The organism is Tenacibaculum sp. ZH5_bin.1 (assembly GCF_042865525.1).
Taxonomy (GTDB): Bacteria; Bacteroidota; Bacteroidia; order Flavobacteriales; family Flavobacteriaceae; genus Polaribacter; species Polaribacter mesophilus.
Map to the genome: position 1 here is coordinate 275,195 of NZ_JBEGIO010000002.1, position 16,752 is coordinate 291,946.

Consider the following 16,752-nt stretch of genomic DNA (forward strand, 5'->3'; position numbering starts at 1 on the left):
AATTAAATAGAAAAAATTAAAATATATCAGTCTACTCAATTATATTTGTCTCAATAAATAAAGAAATAATATTACCTCGATAATGAGACTTTTTGATAATACAGAAACTGCTTTTAAATTAAAATCTGACTCAGAGTTAGAACGTGCATATTTTTTGTTTAAAATGATTCAGAGCCAACCGATGGTTCGAATAGGTACAGCGGTAACAAACTTTGCTTTAAAAGCACACTTACCAGTTGAAGGATTAATCCGTTCAACAGTTTTTGATCATTTTTGTGGAGGAGTAAGTGAAGATGATTGCTTACCTAATATCGAAAAAATGTACGAACAAGGTAATGTACACAGTGTTTTAGATTATTCAGTAGAAGGGAAGGAAGATGAAGCCCAGTTTGATGATGCTTTAAAAATGACGTTGAAAACAATCAATTTTGCTGAAGAAAAGCAATCTATTCCTTATGCAGTTTTTAAACCTACAGGTTTCGGACGTTTCGCTTTATATCAAAAATTAACTGAAGGAAAAGAGTTTACTTCAGAAGAAAAAGTAGAGTGGGATAGAGTTGTAGAGCGTTTTCATACCGTGTGTAAGGCTGCAAAAGAAAAAGATGTTCCATTACTAATTGATGCAGAAGAAAGCTGGATGCAAGATGCTGCAGATGATTTAATTGAGGAGTTAATGGAAATTTACAATAAAGAAAAAGCCATTGTTTTTAATACGCTTCAAATGTATCGTCATGATCGTATGGAATATCTACGAAAGCTACACCAAAGAGCTCACCAAAAGGGATATCATATTGGAATGAAAGTTGTTCGTGGAGCTTATATGGAAAAAGAGCGTGAAAGAGCTAAAGAAAATGGTTACGAGTCTCCTATCTGTGTTGACAAACAAGCAACGGATGACAATTATAATGAAGCAGTTCGGTATATGATGGACCATAAAAATATGGCAATTTTTGCAGGAACTCACAATGAAGAAAGTTCATATTTATTAATGGATTTAGCTAAAGAACATAATATTGCTAAAGATGATAAACGCATGTGGTTTGGTCAATTATATGGTATGAGTGATCATATTAGTTTCAATTTAGCCAAAGAAGGATATAATGTAGCGAAGTATGTTCCATTCGGACCTGTTCGTGATGTGATGCCATACCTAATTCGAAGAGCAGAAGAAAACACTTCAGTAGCAGGGCAAACTTCAAGAGAATTGAATTTACTTAAAACTGAAAAAGCACGTAGAAAGCTTTAATGAATACAGTTGATGAAATAAAAGAAGCTATCTATAAAAATAAAAAAAGATTAGCAAAAGAGCTTCAAGAAAGCAGAGAGCTTATATTTCTTGTTAGAAAATCACTAACAACTTCATTAACAGACGAAGAAAAGGCAAAAGTAAAAGAACAAACACTTGATATTTGTAAAGCAATTCCTGCCTTTACAGTGTTTATGCTACCAGGAGGAGCATTACTTTTGCCTTTACTTATAAAATTAATTCCTGATATTTTACCTAGTGCTTTTAGAGAAGATGATGAAGAGCTAGAAAATAGAAAGTTAAAATAGCACAAAAATTATCTATTACTCCCTTTTTAGGCATTAATTAAAGCTACAAAATTCCTTTAAATGAAAGTAGAAATAGTAGTATATTGTTATAAAAAAGTACTTTTTGTAAAGCTTTAAATAAAATATTACGAATTCATAAATAAAATTTCGTTAATCGTAAACAATAAAACACTACTTTTGCAGCTTCAAAATAAGCACGAATGCAATCAATAAGAAACATTGCTATTATAGCACACGTTGACCACGGTAAGACAACCTTGGTAGACAAAATTATAGATCAAGCCAAAATTTTAGATGAACGTAAAGAGCGTACTGATTTATTATTAGATAATAACGACTTAGAACGTGAACGTGGTATTACCATTTTATCTAAAAATGTATCCGTAAACTACAAAGGGGTGAAGATTAATGTAATTGATACTCCTGGTCACGCCGATTTTGGTGGAGAAGTAGAACGTGTACTAAAAATGGCAGATGGAGTTTTATTATTGGTTGATGCTTTTGAAGGACCAATGCCTCAAACACGTTTCGTATTAGGAAAAGCTATTGAATTAGGGTTAACTCCTATTGTAGTAGTAAACAAAGTAGATAAAGAAAACTGTACACCAGACTTAGTACACGAAAAAGTATTTGATTTAATGTTTGCTTTAGAAGCAAATGAAGATCAATTAGATTTTACAACTATTTACGGTTCAGCTAAAAATGGTTGGATGAGTACAGATTGGCAAAAACCAACTGAAGATATCGTTCCTTTGTTAGATGCTGTTTTAGAAACAATTCCAGAAGCACCATATCGTGAAGGATCTCCTCAAATGCAAATTACATCGTTAGATTATTCTTCATTTAAAGGAAGAATAGCTATTGGACGTGTTTACCGTGGAGATTTAGAAAAGAACAAAGACTACATACTTTGTAAAGCAGATGGAAGTACGAAAAAAGTCCGTATTAAAGAATTACACGTTTTTGAAGGAATGGGTAAGGCTGAAGCAGAAAAAGTTCGTAGTGGAGATATTTGTGCAGTAACAGGTTTAGATGATTTTGAAATTGGAGATACTATTGCTGATGTAGATAATCCAGAAGCTTTACCAAGAATTGAAGTAGATCAACCTACTATGAGTATGTTATTTACTATTAATAACTCTCCATTCTTTGGTAAAGAAGGTAAGTTTGTAACGTCTCGTCACTTACGTGATCGCTTATTTAAAGAGATGGAGAAAAACTTAGCGTTACGTGTTGATGAAACAGATACAGAGGATAAGTTTAACGTTTTCGGACGTGGAGTATTACACTTATCAGTATTAATTGAAACGATGCGTCGTGAAGGATACGAATTACAAGTAGGTCGTCCTCAAGTAATTTTAAAAGAGATTGACGGAGTTAAGTGTGAACCATACGAAACATTATCAATTGATGTTCCTGAAGATGTAGCTTCTAAAGCAATTAACTTAGTTTCTTTACGTAAAGGAGACTTATTAGTAATGGAGCCAAAAGGAGATTTACAACATTTAGAATTTACCATTCCATCAAGAGGATTAATTGGTTTACGTAATAAAATATTAACAGCAACAGCTGGTCAAGCAATTATAAACCACCGATTCAGCGAATATGGACCTTATAAAGGAGAGTTTGCAGAAGAGTTAAAAGGTGCTATTGTTTCTTCTGAAACAGGAAAAGCAACTGCTTATGCAATTGACCGTTTACAAGATAGAGGACGTTTCTTTATTGATCCAAACCAAGAGATTTACAAAGGTCAGGTGGTAGGTGAAAATGCCAAGGCAGATGATATGGCAGTTAACTTAATTAAAGGAAAGAAGTTAACTAACGTACGTGCTTCAGGTTCAGATGACGGCGTGAAAATTGCTCCAAAAATTGATTTCTCATTAGAAGAATGTATGGAGTATATTAGACCAGATGAGTATTTAGAAGTTACCCCAGAAAGTTTACGTATGCGTAAAATTAACTTTGTAAAGTAATATTACACGCTTAGATAAAACCAAAAACCACCTGAATTACAGGTGGTTTTTGATTATATGAAATACCGATTAATTGGTTATAAACTTTAAGATAGTTATTTATATAAAAAAAATGCACCTTAATGATAATTATGATAAGGGGTTTGTTAAGGATGGAGTTTCAAGGTGTTTTGAGGATATAGGAAAAATACATAAACGCTATAAAAGAAGTAGCATAATCTCTTTTAATTAAAGGTTTTAAACATTGTATTTATATATTGTTTAAAATTAAAAAATTGGGGAAGTAGCGCGGCGTATAAATTTATCTACAAAAAGGTATAGAGTAAAGAAAAAATAGAATTAAAAGGGGAAGAAAACTTGTGTGATTCATAACAAGTTAATTGATGTGAGATATTTAAAGACTATGCCTTGTTTACCCTAAGTACGTAAAGAGAATAGAAGAAAAAAGAGAACTTAAATTTTTTACGAATAATTTAAAATACACTAATTATTCCACCAAACTATAAAAAACTTAAAAAGTTCGCCGTTTGGTTTCTTTAGCCAACAAAGAGGAGCATTTTCTTCATTTAAAAATTGTTGAAGTTTATCTTGAAAGGTTTCAAAAGTTAACCAGTCAATATTTGAATGTGGATTTACTAACCAGTTATGTTTATTAGGAATATAGAATTTACAATCTGAGAATTGTGGTAATTCTTTCGGGTAAATATAAAAACCATAGATACACTCATTATTTAGCTGTTTGATTTTTTTTCCGAAATCCTTTAGAGGAACAAACAATTGTGCTTTAAAATATACTTGTTGTATTATTTCATCTATAACCAACTTTAATTTATCTAAATAAGTTTTAGTATGATTAGAATAGAGTAGTGGTAATTGTTTTTCTTGAAGTTTTGTTAGCTTTTGAATAAGAGAATCGCGTCGATTTGGGCCAATCCAATGTTCAATTTCAGAGTTTCCAACAGAAACATCATATAAGTAGAACTTATATATAATTTCTAAATGAATTGATTCTTTATCCTTTAACAATAAACAATCTAACTCTCCTACAGTAATTTTTTTATTTTGAATTTGAATGTTCTCAGCAAGGATTGATACAGAACTATTTTGATTTAATTCAAATGAAACAAAACGTTCAACCAATTTACCCAAACGTAGTTTTTGTTTGATTTCTTCATTAAACGAGATTGTTTTAATTTTTAATATGGAAAATTGTTCTAAATTAAAAACACCTTTTCCATGCCATAGAAAAGGTGTTTTTAAAAATCCTTCGTATTGTAATTGTAAGTCTTTTTGTTTTAGGGACATAAAAGATTTACTCTTTAATTCCTAGTTTATCTAATACCAATTTAGTGATATCAAAACGTTCATCGATATAACCAAATTCGTTTCCAGTAGTAGTTAAAATTTGTGTATAACCATTAGCTTTTGCTACTTCAGCTATTACTTCGCTTAGTTTTTTATATAGTGGTCTTAAACTTTGCTCTCTTTGCACTTGCATCATAGCTGATCCATTCTGACGAAATTTACCCATTTCTTGTTCAAGAGTTCTTAATTCTTGAATTCTAGTTTTCTTATCATCATCGGTCATTAGTTTTTCTTCTGCTTTAAAAGAATCAACTTTTGTCTTATATTCTGTAGCTTTTATTTGAAAACTAGAATCTAGTTTTTTACCATAATTTTCTACTCGTTGTAAGACCCCTTTCATTTGAGGCATTTTACTAATGACTAATTCGCTATCTACCGTTCCTACTTTGGTTTGCGCATTTGAAAATCCTATAAAAAATAAAGTTAGTATAAAAGTGATTTTTAGTTTCATGTATTTCTGTTTTTTGACAAATATAAAAAAGTGATTTTTTTAGTGCTCTTAAAAAGCGTTAAAGTTTATTTTCAATAGTTTTTATGATATTTTGAAGATCTTCTTGGAAATCAAACCATAAAATGTTTGAATCTTTACGAAACCATGTTCCTTGTCGTTTGGCAAACCTTCTTGAGTTCTTCTTAATTTCCTCAATAGCAAATTCTTTAGTAAAGTTACCTTCAAAATATTCGAATAACTCTCTGTACCCTACTGTTTGCAATGCGTTTAGGTTTTTATAAGGATGTAGTTTTTTAGCTTCTTCTATCAAACCTTTTTCAATCATAATAGCTACACGACGATTAATACGATCATACATAATTTCTCTATCGGCTGTCAATCCAATTTTTATAGATTGAAAATTACGAGGTGCTTTAGGTTTATTTTTAAAAGAACTGTATGTTTCTCCAGTTCCTATACAAATCTCTAAAGAACGGATTAATCGATGTGGATTGTCAATAGCAATCGTATTGTAAGCTTCAATATCAAGTTTTTTTAATCTTTTTTGAAGATGTTCTATACCTTTGTTTTCTAACTCAGTAGTTAAATCTATTCTTATTTGTGAGTCTACATCAGGAAAATAATCTAATCCTTTTAAAACAGCATCTACATACAAACCACTTCCGCCTACCATTATTTGAATAGGGTTTTTAGTAAATAGTTCGTTTAGAGTTTTTAATGCATCTTTTTCAAACTGTCCTACTGAATAATTTTCAAAAACACTTCTGTTTTGAATAAAATGATGTGAAGCAGCATCCAGTTCTTCGGGGTCAGGAACCGCTGTTCCTATAGTCATTTCCTTATAAAACTGACGAGAGTCACACGAAATAATTTCACAATTAAAGTGCTGAGCTAGTTTAATGCTTAGTGCTGTTTTACCAATAGCAGTTGCACCAACAATCGTAATTAATGTGTTTTTTTGAGACATTTAGTTCAGTTTTGTTCCGCAATGATAACAAAATTCTGCATCATCTTTATGTCCTTCATAGGAGCAATTTGGGCAAGATTGAGTGTTTAGGTGTACCTTTTTTTTAGTCATTTCGGAACTTACAATTCCTGTAGGTATCGCAATAATAGCATAACCAATAATTACTGTAATACTTGCAATAAATTGTCCTAAAGCGGTTTGCGGAGCAATATCTCCATAACCAACGGTTGTAAGTGTTACTATTGACCAATAAATGCTTCTAGGAATACTTGTAAAGCCGTTTTCAGCCCCTTCAATAAAATACATTACGGAACCTAAAATGATACAGATAATCAACACAAAATAAAGAAAGACTCCAATTTTAGCTTTACTAGCATTTAAAGCTTTTATTAATTGATTTGACTCTCCAATATACCTAGAGACTTTTAAAATCCTAAAAACTCTTAATAGGCGTAATGCTCTCAAAGCTATTAAACTACTATGTGTACCTACAAAAAAGAACGTTAGGTACATAGGAATAGTAGAAAGTAAATCTATAATACCATAAAAGCTAAAAATGTATTTTGTTGGCTTGTTTATTGAAATAATTCTTAGGATATACTCAATGGAAAAAAAAATAGTAATAATCCATTCTGAAATATATAGGAAATTATGATGTTTGTTATCAAAACTTTCAATACTTTCAAGCATAACCAGTACAATACTTGCTAAGATTGCAAATAACAAGATGATGTCAAATAATCGTCCTGCAGGAGTATCTGCTTCGTAGATTACTTCATGTAATTTTTCTCTCCAATTAAGTTTTTTACTATCCAAAAGATTAGGTTTTTGAATGCTTTATAGCATATTATAAATTATTTTCAACTTGTAATCGTACTATTTTAGAGACTTTATTTTTTAGTAAGTAGTTTTTAATGATGGTTTTTGCTAACTCTTTGTATTCAATAGGAGTAAGCATTGATTTTAGAATAGATAACTGGTTTTCCTGAAAAGCAAGATTGGTATATGTATATCCTATAACTTCGTTTTTTTCGATTAAAATTACGGCGTGTTCTTCAGGAATTCTGCCTTTATCAACAATAAGCATATTATCGTGATTAAAGTTTTTATCTGTAATTTTTCTTTTTCTAATGATATTGTACTTAGGTTTTAGCTTTTCAAGTTCTAAATGATATTTTAAACGGGTAAAAAGCATATTCCCAGTTTCTTCATAAGAAACTTTACTAACTCTTTTTATTACTTTTAATGCTTTTCTAGTTTCTTTTAAAAAGAGTTTATTAGTTTCTTGCTTTATATTTTTACCTCTCCCTACAAAAATGATTGTTCCTTCGTGGTTATGAACATAAAAAAGACCTTCTTTTTCAGGTAAACTATCTAATATTCTTTGAATACGAAACTTTTCATGTCTGTTGTCAAAATACTTTATAGATTGTTGAATAATACCTTTCTCAACATCTTTATCTATTAATAGTTTAAATAATTGTACCGTAGCTAATGCGTCACCTGTTGCTCTGTGACGATCAGACATAGGAATTCCTAAAAACTTACAGAGTTTTCCTAGACTATGAGATGGTGACTCTGGAATTAGTTTTTTGCTTAAACTAACTGTACATAGTGTATTTCGTTTGTATTTATAACCTAACCTGTCAAATTCGGTACGAAGAATACGATAATCAAAATTAGCATTATGAGCCACAATAAAACAATCTTGAGTTATTTCAATAATTCTTTTTGCTATTTCATAAAACTTGGGCGCATTTCGTAGCATTTTATTATTAATACCAGTAAGTTTTACAACAAATTCCTGAATTTCCCTTTCTGGATTAACTAAACTAATGAATTGATCTACAATTTGATGTCCATCATATTTATAGATGGCAATTTCTGTAATCCCTTCTTCGTTATATTTCCCTCCAGTAGTTTCAATGTCTAAAATAGCGTACAAATCTCTCCCTTTTTTAAGCTAGTTTATGTAAATCTAAGCAATATAATTTCTAACTCCAAAAATTGAGCTTCCTATTCGTACCATTGTACTACCATTTTTTATGGCTAATTCATAATCTCCACTCATTCCCATAGATAATGTTTGTAAATTAGGATAGTTTTCTTTATTTCCATTAAAGAAATTAGCTAATGAAGAAAATTCTTCTTGTAATTGTTTTTGGTTATCTGTAAACGTAGCCATTCCCATTAAACCAACAATTTTTATATTTTCAAGCTCTTTTAACTCATCTGACGCTAAAATAGCTTCAATATCTTCAAAAGGTAACCCAAATTTAGTATCTTCTTTAGCAATTCGTGCTTGTAACAAACAATTAATAACTCTATTATGTTTTTTAGCCTGTTTGTTTATTTCTTTCAGTGTTTTAAAACTATCTACACCATGAATTAAATCAACAAAATGAGCCATATACTTTACCTTATTACGTTGTAAATGACCAATCATATGCCATTTTATGTCCTTAGGCAATTCATCATACTTAGCTACCATTTCTTGTATTTTATTCTCACCAAATATTCGCTGACCAGCATCGTAAGCTTCTTGTAAATCTGCAATAGGTTTGGTTTTAGAAACAGCAACTAACGTTACATTTTCTGGTAGTGTTGATTTTATTTTTTGAAGATTTTCTTTAATTCCTGTAATCATAATAATTGTTTATCAGACTTTATACTAAAACTCGTAAATAGTTAAAGCACTTCTTAACTTAGGTTCTATGTAGGTTGTTTTCGGTGGCATCATTAAGCCAGCATCAACAATAGTTTTTAGTTCTTGAATATTGGTAGGTAGCATTCCAAAAGAAACTTTAAACTCACCACTGTCAACCTTTGTTTTTAATTCTAACCCGTCAGATTTGTCTTGAGAATATACAATTTTAGAAGCGTTTCTAATATCCTCAATTCCTAAAATAGGTTCTAATACGGTTGTATATAAAATATAAGCATCTAATTCACTTAAACAGTCAGTAAATTCATAAGCTGATTTACGTAAATACAAAGCATAAAATTCACCATTTAAATACATGCTAAAATGGTGTTTTTCTTTAGGTTTATATAATTCCTGTCCACGATTCTCAATTCTAAAATGAGTATCTAATTCTATTAAAAGCTCCTCTGGAGTTAACCCGTTTAAATCTCTTATAAATCTATTGAATTCATAAATTTTAACCTGGCTCTCAGGTAATAGGTAACTCATGAAAAAATTATAGTCTTCTTTACCCGTATGTTTTGGATTATTTTCTGCTAAATTTTGTGCCAATAAACATGAAGATGTTGAACGATGATGTCCATCAGCAATATATAGGGTGTTAACTTCTTTAAAAGCTTTGGCTATTTGCTCTACATCTTTCTCTTCGTTTATTACCCATAAAAAATGTAAATCCCTATCAGATGTAGAAAACTCGTATTCGGCTCTTTCTTCCTGATATTTTTTTATAATAACATTAATTACATCATTGTCAGGGTAGGTGAGTAGTACTGGTTCTGCATTAAAACCTGTATTTTTTAAGTAGTTTTCAAATAGTAACTCACGTTCTTTTAAAGTGTCTTCGTGCTTTTTTATTACTTCATTATGATAATCTTCTACAGAGGTTGCTGCGATTATTCCACAGAAATTATCATTTGGAGTTATTTTTTGATATATGTAATAAGCAGGAGTTTCATCTTGCTTAAAGACTTCATTTTCTTTGAATTCTAAGTAACGATTGTGTACCAATTTAAAGCGTTGTTCTCCAGTTACATCTTGTTTATGGTATTTATACCCAGGATTAATTACATGCAAAAAAGTGTATGGATTAAAATCGAGTTTAGCTCCAATTTCCGCAGGAGTATAAATTTCATACGATTTAGAAGATACTAAAGCAACTTTATCTCTGGTGGCTCTAACAGCTTTAAAAGGTTTTACAATTGCCATAGATTATTCGCTTAGTAATTCGATGATTTTATTTGCAAGTTCAATACCAGCTCTATCTTGTGCCTCAACTGTTGAAGCACCGATATGAGGGGTCATCGATATTTCAGGGTTCATTAATAGTTGAATTTCAGGTCTTGGTTGGCTTTCAAAAACGTCTAATCCTGCATATTTAACCTTTCCACTATCAATAGCATTAACTAAATCAACTTCATTTAGAATACCTCCATGAGAAGTGTTTATAATTCCTACACCATTTTTCATCTTGTCAAACAAAGATGTTTCTATAACATATCCCTCTTGAGCAGGAAGATGTAGTGTAATAAAGTCTGATTTTGATAATAGTTTATCTATACTTTCCGTTTCAATAAAGAAGTCTAATGATTGACCATCGAAAAAAGGAATTGTGATAGTTGCATTATCTATTTCTACATCAGTTGCTATCACTTCCATACCTAAAGCTAGTGCAGTTTTAGCCACTTCTTGTCCTACAGTATCAAACCCAATAATACCTAATGTTTTACCTCTTAACTCAGTTCCTTGCGAGTATTGCTTTTTTAAAGCATTAAAACGCATGTCTCCTTCTAAAGGCATTTCACGGTTCGACTGGTGTAAAAAACGAACCATTCCAAATAAATGCGCAAATACTAGTTCTGCAATTGAAGTGGCAGAAGCATCTTCGCTATTCACAATATGAACTCCATTATCAATAGCATAATCAACATCAATGTTGTCCATTTCGGTTCCTAAACAAGCAATAAGTTTAATGCTTGGGCAAGCATCAATTAACTCTTGTCGCACTTGTGTAGTATTACTTACTGTAATAGCATCAATAGCATGATCGTTTATGTAATTTTCTAATTGCTCTTGTGCAACTTTCGTATTTATAACTTCAAAGCCTTTGTCTTCTAAAGCTTGTATTCCGCTAGTGGAAATTCCATCGGTCACTAATATCTTCATCGTTCTTTATATTAAAATGTCATTGTAAAAAATGACGTTGTGTCTAACTTATTCTTTCTAATTCTTGCATTACATCTACTAAAGCCTGTACACTGTATAAAGGCAAAGCGTTGTACATACTTGCACGATAACCTCCAACACTTCTATGACCACTTAATCCATTGATGTTGGCTTCTTGCCACATTTTATCAAACTTAGCTTGTAAATTTTGATCAACTAGGTTAAAAGTTGCATTCATATGGCTACGATCTTCTATGGCAGCGACTCCTTTAAATAAAGGATTTCTATCTATTTCATTATATAGCAGTGTTGATTTTTTCTCATTCACTTTTTCAATGAATTCAATTCCTCCTAAATCTTTTAACCATTCCAAAGTTAACATGGAAGTATATACTGCAAATACAGGAGGTGTATTAAACATACTTTCTTTATCAATAATTATTTGATAATTTAACATTGAAGGAATTTGACGTTCTACTTTCCCTAAAATGTCTTCTTTTATTACAACAAGGGTAGTACCAGCTGGTCCCATATTTTTTTGAGCTCCTGCATAAATTAAATCAAACTTTGAAAAATCCATTTGACGAGAAAAAATATCAGAACTCATATCACATATCATTGGAACAGAAGTCTTAGGAAAACTCTTCATTTGTGTTCCATAAATGGTATTATTACTTGTGCAATGAAAATAGTCTACATCTGTAGGAATTTCATATGTTTTGGGAATATAACTGAAGTTCTTATCTTTTGAGGAAGCTACTTCTACTAATTCGCCAAATAATTTAGCTTCTTTAATTGCTTTATCACTCCAAGTCCCTGTATTTAGGTAAGCTGCTTTTTTATTTAGTAAGTTATATGCAACCATTAAAAACTGCATACTGGCTCCACCTTGTAAAAATAATGCTTTGTAGCCTTTATTTTCAAGACCTAATAATTCTAATGCTAAGCTTCTCGCTTTTTCAATTACATCTACAAAAGGTTGACTTCTGTGTGAAATTTCGATTAAAGAAAGATTATCACTATTAAATTCAATAACAGCTTCTGATGCTTTTTTTAGCACTTCTTCAGGTAAAATACAAGGCCCTGCACTAAAGTTATGTTTTTTCATTTGTGTTGTTGTGTTTTGCTACACAAAGGTGCAAATTTATATAGAGACTCTTTTAAATTTTAGCTAAAAATTCTAGTGTGTTTACACCGTCAGCATAGTCCCATAACTTTGGGTGTTGTGTCTGTCCGAATGCTATTTCATTTTCAATAAAATTATTAGCTACAACACATTGAATTTGCTCTCTGTCTTCCCACAGTTTAATCTTTAAATCATCAGTATTGTTATAATATTCATAAAAAACAGAAGCGATAGGTGAGGCGTAGCTTTCATCTTCTTTAATCATTAAAAAACCATTTTCTAAAATATCAAACTCACTCATTAAATACACTGCCTTATTGTAATCGTAATTATTAGCGTATTTAACATTGTTAATGATTTCATGTTGTTGATACATTCCATTGAAAAAAGCGTCGAAATTATAGTCTTTAGGAACAAATACTTTTGAAACAGAACGACAACCTAATCCGAAATAACGAAAAACATCTTCGCTTAAATTTTGCAGTTGTTCTTCCGATTCATTTCCTGTTAAAACCGCAACAGAGTTTCTGTTTTTTCTTATAATGCTAGGTTTATCTTTAAAGTAATATTCAAAATAACGTGCTGTATTATTACTACCAGTAGCTATTACCGCATCAAACCCTGTTAGTTTTTCTTCAGTAAACGTGATTTTTCTTTTTAATTCAGGATCAATATATTCTAAATATTTTGCTAAAAAAGGCAATAAATGTTTATCGTTAGAAGATTGTTTAACTAATACCGAGTGCCCAGAAATTAGAACTGATAAAAAGTCATGAAAGCCTACTAGCGGAATGTTTCCAGCCATGATAACAGCGACTAATTTAGGTTCGTTGTTACCTAAGTTTTCGTTAGCAATCCACTGAGTTAAGTTTTCAGAAGTGAGTGCTTTTGCCCAATTTTCTATAGAGAATAATATGTTTTCTCTGGTAAACCAGGTGTTATTTTCTCCTGCTATTTTTAATTGATGCTTAAATCCATCAAAAAACAATTCGTTATGTTCTATATGTTCTTTTTTCTCTATTTTTTCTTGAGAAAATTGACTTAAAAATTCTCCTAGTTTATGAAAAGCGTTAATTCTACTTTTTATACTATCCATTTATTTTGGTTCTAAATTAAATTGGAACTATTTTTGCAAATGCAAAGTTACAAAACTGAAAGAGATTAATTATGGCAATTATAATAACTGATGAATGTATAAACTGTGGGGCTTGCGAACCTGAATGTCCTAATACAGCAATTTACGAAGGTGCAGATGACTGGAAATATGCTGACGGTACTGATTTAACAGGAAATATTGTTTTACCAAACGGTAAATCTGCCAATGCGGATGAAGATCAAGAGCCAATTTCGGATGAAATTTATTACATCGTTGTAGATAAATGTACAGAATGTAAAGGTTTTCATGAGGAGCCACAATGTGCTGCTGTTTGTCCTGTTGATTGTTGTGTTCCTGATGAAGATAATGTAGAAACAGAAGAAGAGTTATTAGCTAAACAACGTTTTATGCATAACGATTAATAAACTCCAAATTTTTGGAGATATGAAATAAAAAAATCCTGAGAATATTCTCAGGATTTTTTGTTTTTATGAAAAACTATTAAAGTTTAAATCCTAGTCTAGTAAAAAAGTAAGCACCGTCTGACCCCATTTGAACAGAATCTGCTAACCCACCTTGATCAGTCCATCCATCAAATTGTGGAGTAGGGTACACGTTAAAAATGTTATTTCCTCCAATCGTAAAGGTAATTTTATCTGTAAAAGCATAGCTTAGACTTAAATCGGTAGTAATTTTACTTTTATAAACATCAGTAGCCACAGGGTATAAGGCATCAGCTTCTGCTTGGGTTGTTGCTGGTGTATCTACCCATTGAAAATCTTGCAACTGAACTTCGCTAAATTTTGTGAAGTTTAAAGCAATATCTAGTTTTTTATAGCCGTATCCAAGGTTTAAACCGAATTTGTGATCTGGAGCTGCCGCTTTTAAATAAGCTTCAGAAAAAGGACTAAAGAAAGTAAATCTGTTTAAGTTTCCGTTCTTTATCTTTTCAATTTTAGTATCGTTAAAGTTTCCTACCAATCCTACATCTATTCTATGATCTTCAAAAGACTTTTTATAGTTTAAAACAATATCTAATCCTTGCGTTTTTGTATCAACACCGTTAGCAAAGAATTGTGCTGCATCAACGCCTAAATTCAATCCAGAAGCATCAAAGTTATCTGTTAAAATAATGCGATCATCAACAGTAATAGAATATGCATCAACGGTAGCTGTAAATCCACCAATTTTGTAAGTAAACCCTAAACTAGCATTGAATGCTGTTTCTTCTTTTAATTGTTCTATTCCGAAAGCTCTAGTTACAGTACTGTTATTTGCAGATAATAATGATGGTAAAGATTCCCCATTAACAATATTGGTAAATTTTAAATTATAATATAATTGAGCTAAAGATGGTGCTCTGAAACCTGAGGAAATAGAGCCTCTCAAGGTTAAGTTATCACTTGCTTTAAATCTTGAAGCTAACTTAAAGTTAAATGTACTACCAAAATCACTGTAATCTTCATAACGAACAGCTGCGCCTACTAAGAATTTTTCTGTAAAGTTAAATTCGGAATCAAAATAGATACCTACATTACTTCTTGAACGATCTACTTCATTATCTGGCCCATAGCCTGGAAAACCTTGAGCCCCTCCAGGTAGCTCATCTCCATTACTGTCAACAGCTACTGGTTGAACAGCAGGATTTGTCATTAATACTCCGTTATCATCATATAATCCATAAGAAGCTTCTTCACCAGCAAAAATGATAAAGTTTTCCGTTCTATATTCTAAACCGAAAGCAAGGTTAACTCCACTCATTAAATCTTCTAAGTACTTACTAAAATCTAATCCAGTAGTATTTTGTGATAAACTATGACCTCCTGCATTAAAATCGGTAGGTGAAGCATCTTTTAAAGAAGCGTTGTTTGAGTCTTTGATGAAATAATGAAACTTGTTTTCTCCATACGTATTATTGAAGTCAATCTCCCAACCATTTTCTAATTTATGTTTAATTCCTGCCGATACAGATATATCAGTGATATTTGAAGTAATTCTAGGGGTAAATCCATTAGGGTGTATGCTAGGAACACTTCTATTATCGCCTTCATCAAAACTATCTCTTGAAAAAGCATACGCATCAGTATCTCTATAATTTCTACCTCCAAAAGCATATGCTTCGGTATTGTCATTTATAGGTAAACTAGCATTTACCATAAAATTGAATCCATCTATAGCAGCGCTACCATATCCTTTTCGCCAAGAAAAACCAGGTCTCAACGTCCTTTCTTTTGACAACAATTCGGTAGTAAAGTTTACAAAACCTCCTTTATCATTCAATTTAGCTCCGTAATTTAAATCTAGTTTAAAAGTTCCACCATCAAAACTTTTGTCTTCTCCATCTAATCTGTTTTTTCCTTCAACATTGTATAAAGTTTCTCCTGTAGCTTCTGCCCATCCACTTCCTATGGCTGTGCTATAAACTCCATAACCAATACTTCCTGAAACACCGTCGGTATTATCTTTTAAAATAATATTAATAACTCCTGCAATAGCGTCAGAACCATACTGAGCAGACGCTCCATCTCTTAGAACTTCAATTCTTTTAATAGCAGCAGCAGGAATTGCATTTAAATCGGTTCCTGAATTTCCGCGTCCACGTGTTCCAAAAATATTGACTAAAGATGATTGATGACGTCTTTTACCATTAATTAAAACTAATGTTTGATCTGGCCCCAAACCTCTTAAGGAAGCAGGTACGATATGGTCGGCACCATCTGACCCTGATTGCTTAGTAGCATTAAATGACGGAGCTGCATACTGTAATATGTCATTTACCTCTACTTTACCATTTTTAGTTGCTAAATTTCCAACATCAATAATATCCACAGGTACAGGTGTGTCAATAGCTGTTCTTTTAGGGTTTCTAGACCCTACGATAACAACTTCATCTAATTCTAAACCTTCTTTTAAAACAATATTAAAATTAGTTTTTCCATTAATAGGAATTTCTTGTGTTTCAAAACCTGAAAAACTAACTATTAAAGTTCCATCTGTATTAATATTAAGTGAAAACTCGCCGTTAAAATCTGTAGATGTACCATTAGAGGTTCCTTTTTCTACAATGTTAGCTCCTGGCAAAGGTTCGTTATTTATATCTTTTACTGTTCCTCTAATTAATGTTTGAGCATTTAACAAGTAAAGTCCACCAAAAAATAGGTAAATAATAAGAAGGGTACGTTTTTTCATGTGAAAATATTTTTTAAGTTAATTTCTTAAAAATAGTAAAAAATCAACCTAAGTCTTAAAAAAATGTTAAAACCATAAATTAAAGAGCTATAAACTAACTTAAATGAATCTTAAATAATTAGAAAATTTAGAAAGCAAAGCACTATATTTGCACTCGCAAAATT

At 31.3% G+C, this 16,752-nt stretch carries 15 protein-coding genes; 4 read left to right on the forward strand and 11 right to left on the reverse strand.

All coding sequences use genetic code 11. The features are described from left to right. Positions 1-79: 79 nt before the first annotated feature. The 3 genes from ABHQ57_RS09230 to typA all read left to right on the forward strand — a co-directional run bounded on the left by ABHQ57_RS09230 (position 80) and on the right by typA (position 3,527). Positions 80-1,246: a proline dehydrogenase family protein gene (locus ABHQ57_RS09230; RefSeq protein ID WP_047788870.1), complete on the forward strand. Its 1,167-nt coding sequence runs from the start codon at positions 80-82 to the stop codon at positions 1,244-1,246. Beyond that, positions 1,246-1,554 (forward strand): LETM1 domain-containing protein, encoded by a 309-nt coding sequence (locus ABHQ57_RS09235; protein ID WP_047788869.1) that lies wholly within the window; start codon positions 1,246-1,248, stop codon positions 1,552-1,554. Before ABHQ57_RS09230 ends, ABHQ57_RS09235 begins: the two co-directional genes overlap by 1 nt. Positions 1,555-1,754: 200 nt before the next feature. Beyond that, positions 1,755-3,527 (forward strand): translational GTPase TypA, encoded by a 1,773-nt coding sequence (typA, locus tag ABHQ57_RS09240; RefSeq protein ID WP_389863413.1) that lies wholly within the window; start codon positions 1,755-1,757, stop codon positions 3,525-3,527. Positions 3,528-4,010: 483 nt separating this feature from the next. Here the strand turns inward: typA and ABHQ57_RS09245 are convergent, their stop codons facing one another. Genes ABHQ57_RS09245 through ABHQ57_RS09290 form a run of 10 tightly spaced genes read right to left on the reverse strand, consistent with a single transcriptional unit; the run spans position 4,011 to position 13,399 of the window. Beyond that, complete coding sequence (locus tag ABHQ57_RS09245) at positions 4,011-4,832, reverse strand: DUF1853 family protein (RefSeq protein WP_167713860.1); 822 nt, start codon at positions 4,830-4,832, stop codon at positions 4,011-4,013. A 7-nt stretch (positions 4,833-4,839) separates the two neighbouring features. Beyond that, positions 4,840-5,343, reverse strand: coding sequence for an OmpH family outer membrane protein (locus tag ABHQ57_RS09250; RefSeq protein WP_047788866.1), 504 nt, complete (start codon positions 5,341-5,343; stop codon positions 4,840-4,842). A gap of 58 nt (positions 5,344-5,401) precedes the next feature. Beyond that, positions 5,402-6,310 carry a tRNA (adenosine(37)-N6)-dimethylallyltransferase MiaA gene (miaA, locus tag ABHQ57_RS09255; RefSeq protein ID WP_167713859.1) on the reverse strand — a complete coding sequence of 303 codons (909 nt, stop codon included), beginning with the start codon at positions 6,308-6,310 and terminating at the stop codon, positions 5,402-5,404. Next, complete coding sequence (locus tag ABHQ57_RS09260; RefSeq protein WP_082118625.1) at positions 6,311-7,126, reverse strand: ion transporter; 816 nt, start codon at positions 7,124-7,126, stop codon at positions 6,311-6,313. It abuts the gene before it with no gap. Between the two features lie 31 nt (positions 7,127-7,157). Further along, positions 7,158-8,255 carry an exonuclease domain-containing protein gene (locus ABHQ57_RS09265; RefSeq protein WP_167713858.1) on the reverse strand — a complete coding sequence of 366 codons (1,098 nt, stop codon included), beginning with the start codon at positions 8,253-8,255 and terminating at the stop codon, positions 7,158-7,160. Between the two features lie 33 nt (positions 8,256-8,288). Then, a complete protein-coding gene (locus ABHQ57_RS09270) occupies positions 8,289-8,957 on the reverse strand; it encodes a YggS family pyridoxal phosphate-dependent enzyme (RefSeq protein WP_073184101.1) in 669 nt (222 codons plus the stop codon). A gap of 24 nt (positions 8,958-8,981) precedes the next feature. Beyond that, positions 8,982-10,220, reverse strand: coding sequence for a DUF1015 domain-containing protein (locus ABHQ57_RS09275; RefSeq protein WP_047788861.1), 1,239 nt, complete (start codon positions 10,218-10,220; stop codon positions 8,982-8,984). A gap of 3 nt (positions 10,221-10,223) precedes the next feature. After that, positions 10,224-11,177, reverse strand: coding sequence for a D-2-hydroxyacid dehydrogenase (locus ABHQ57_RS09280; RefSeq protein WP_389863419.1), 954 nt, complete (start codon positions 11,175-11,177; stop codon positions 10,224-10,226). Positions 11,178-11,220: 43 nt separating this feature from the next. Then, positions 11,221-12,285, reverse strand: coding sequence for a 3-phosphoserine/phosphohydroxythreonine transaminase (gene serC, locus ABHQ57_RS09285; RefSeq protein ID WP_389863422.1), 1,065 nt, complete (start codon positions 12,283-12,285; stop codon positions 11,221-11,223). A 52-nt stretch (positions 12,286-12,337) separates the two neighbouring features. Continuing rightward, a complete protein-coding gene (locus ABHQ57_RS09290; protein ID WP_167713856.1) occupies positions 12,338-13,399 on the reverse strand; it encodes an acyl-CoA reductase in 1,062 nt (353 codons plus the stop codon). Between the two features lie 71 nt (positions 13,400-13,470). On the opposite strand from ABHQ57_RS09290, the gene ABHQ57_RS09295 reads away from it, so the two are divergent. After that, positions 13,471-13,821, forward strand: coding sequence for a 4Fe-4S dicluster domain-containing protein (locus ABHQ57_RS09295; protein WP_047788857.1), 351 nt, complete (start codon positions 13,471-13,473; stop codon positions 13,819-13,821). A 79-nt stretch (positions 13,822-13,900) separates the two neighbouring features. Here ABHQ57_RS09295 and ABHQ57_RS09300 read toward each other — a convergent pair whose 3' ends face one another. Beyond that, on the reverse strand, positions 13,901-16,588 hold the full coding sequence (locus ABHQ57_RS09300) for a TonB-dependent receptor domain-containing protein (protein ID WP_389863426.1): 2,688 nt from the start codon (positions 16,586-16,588) through the stop codon (positions 13,901-13,903). Positions 16,589-16,752: the final 164 nt, after the last annotated feature.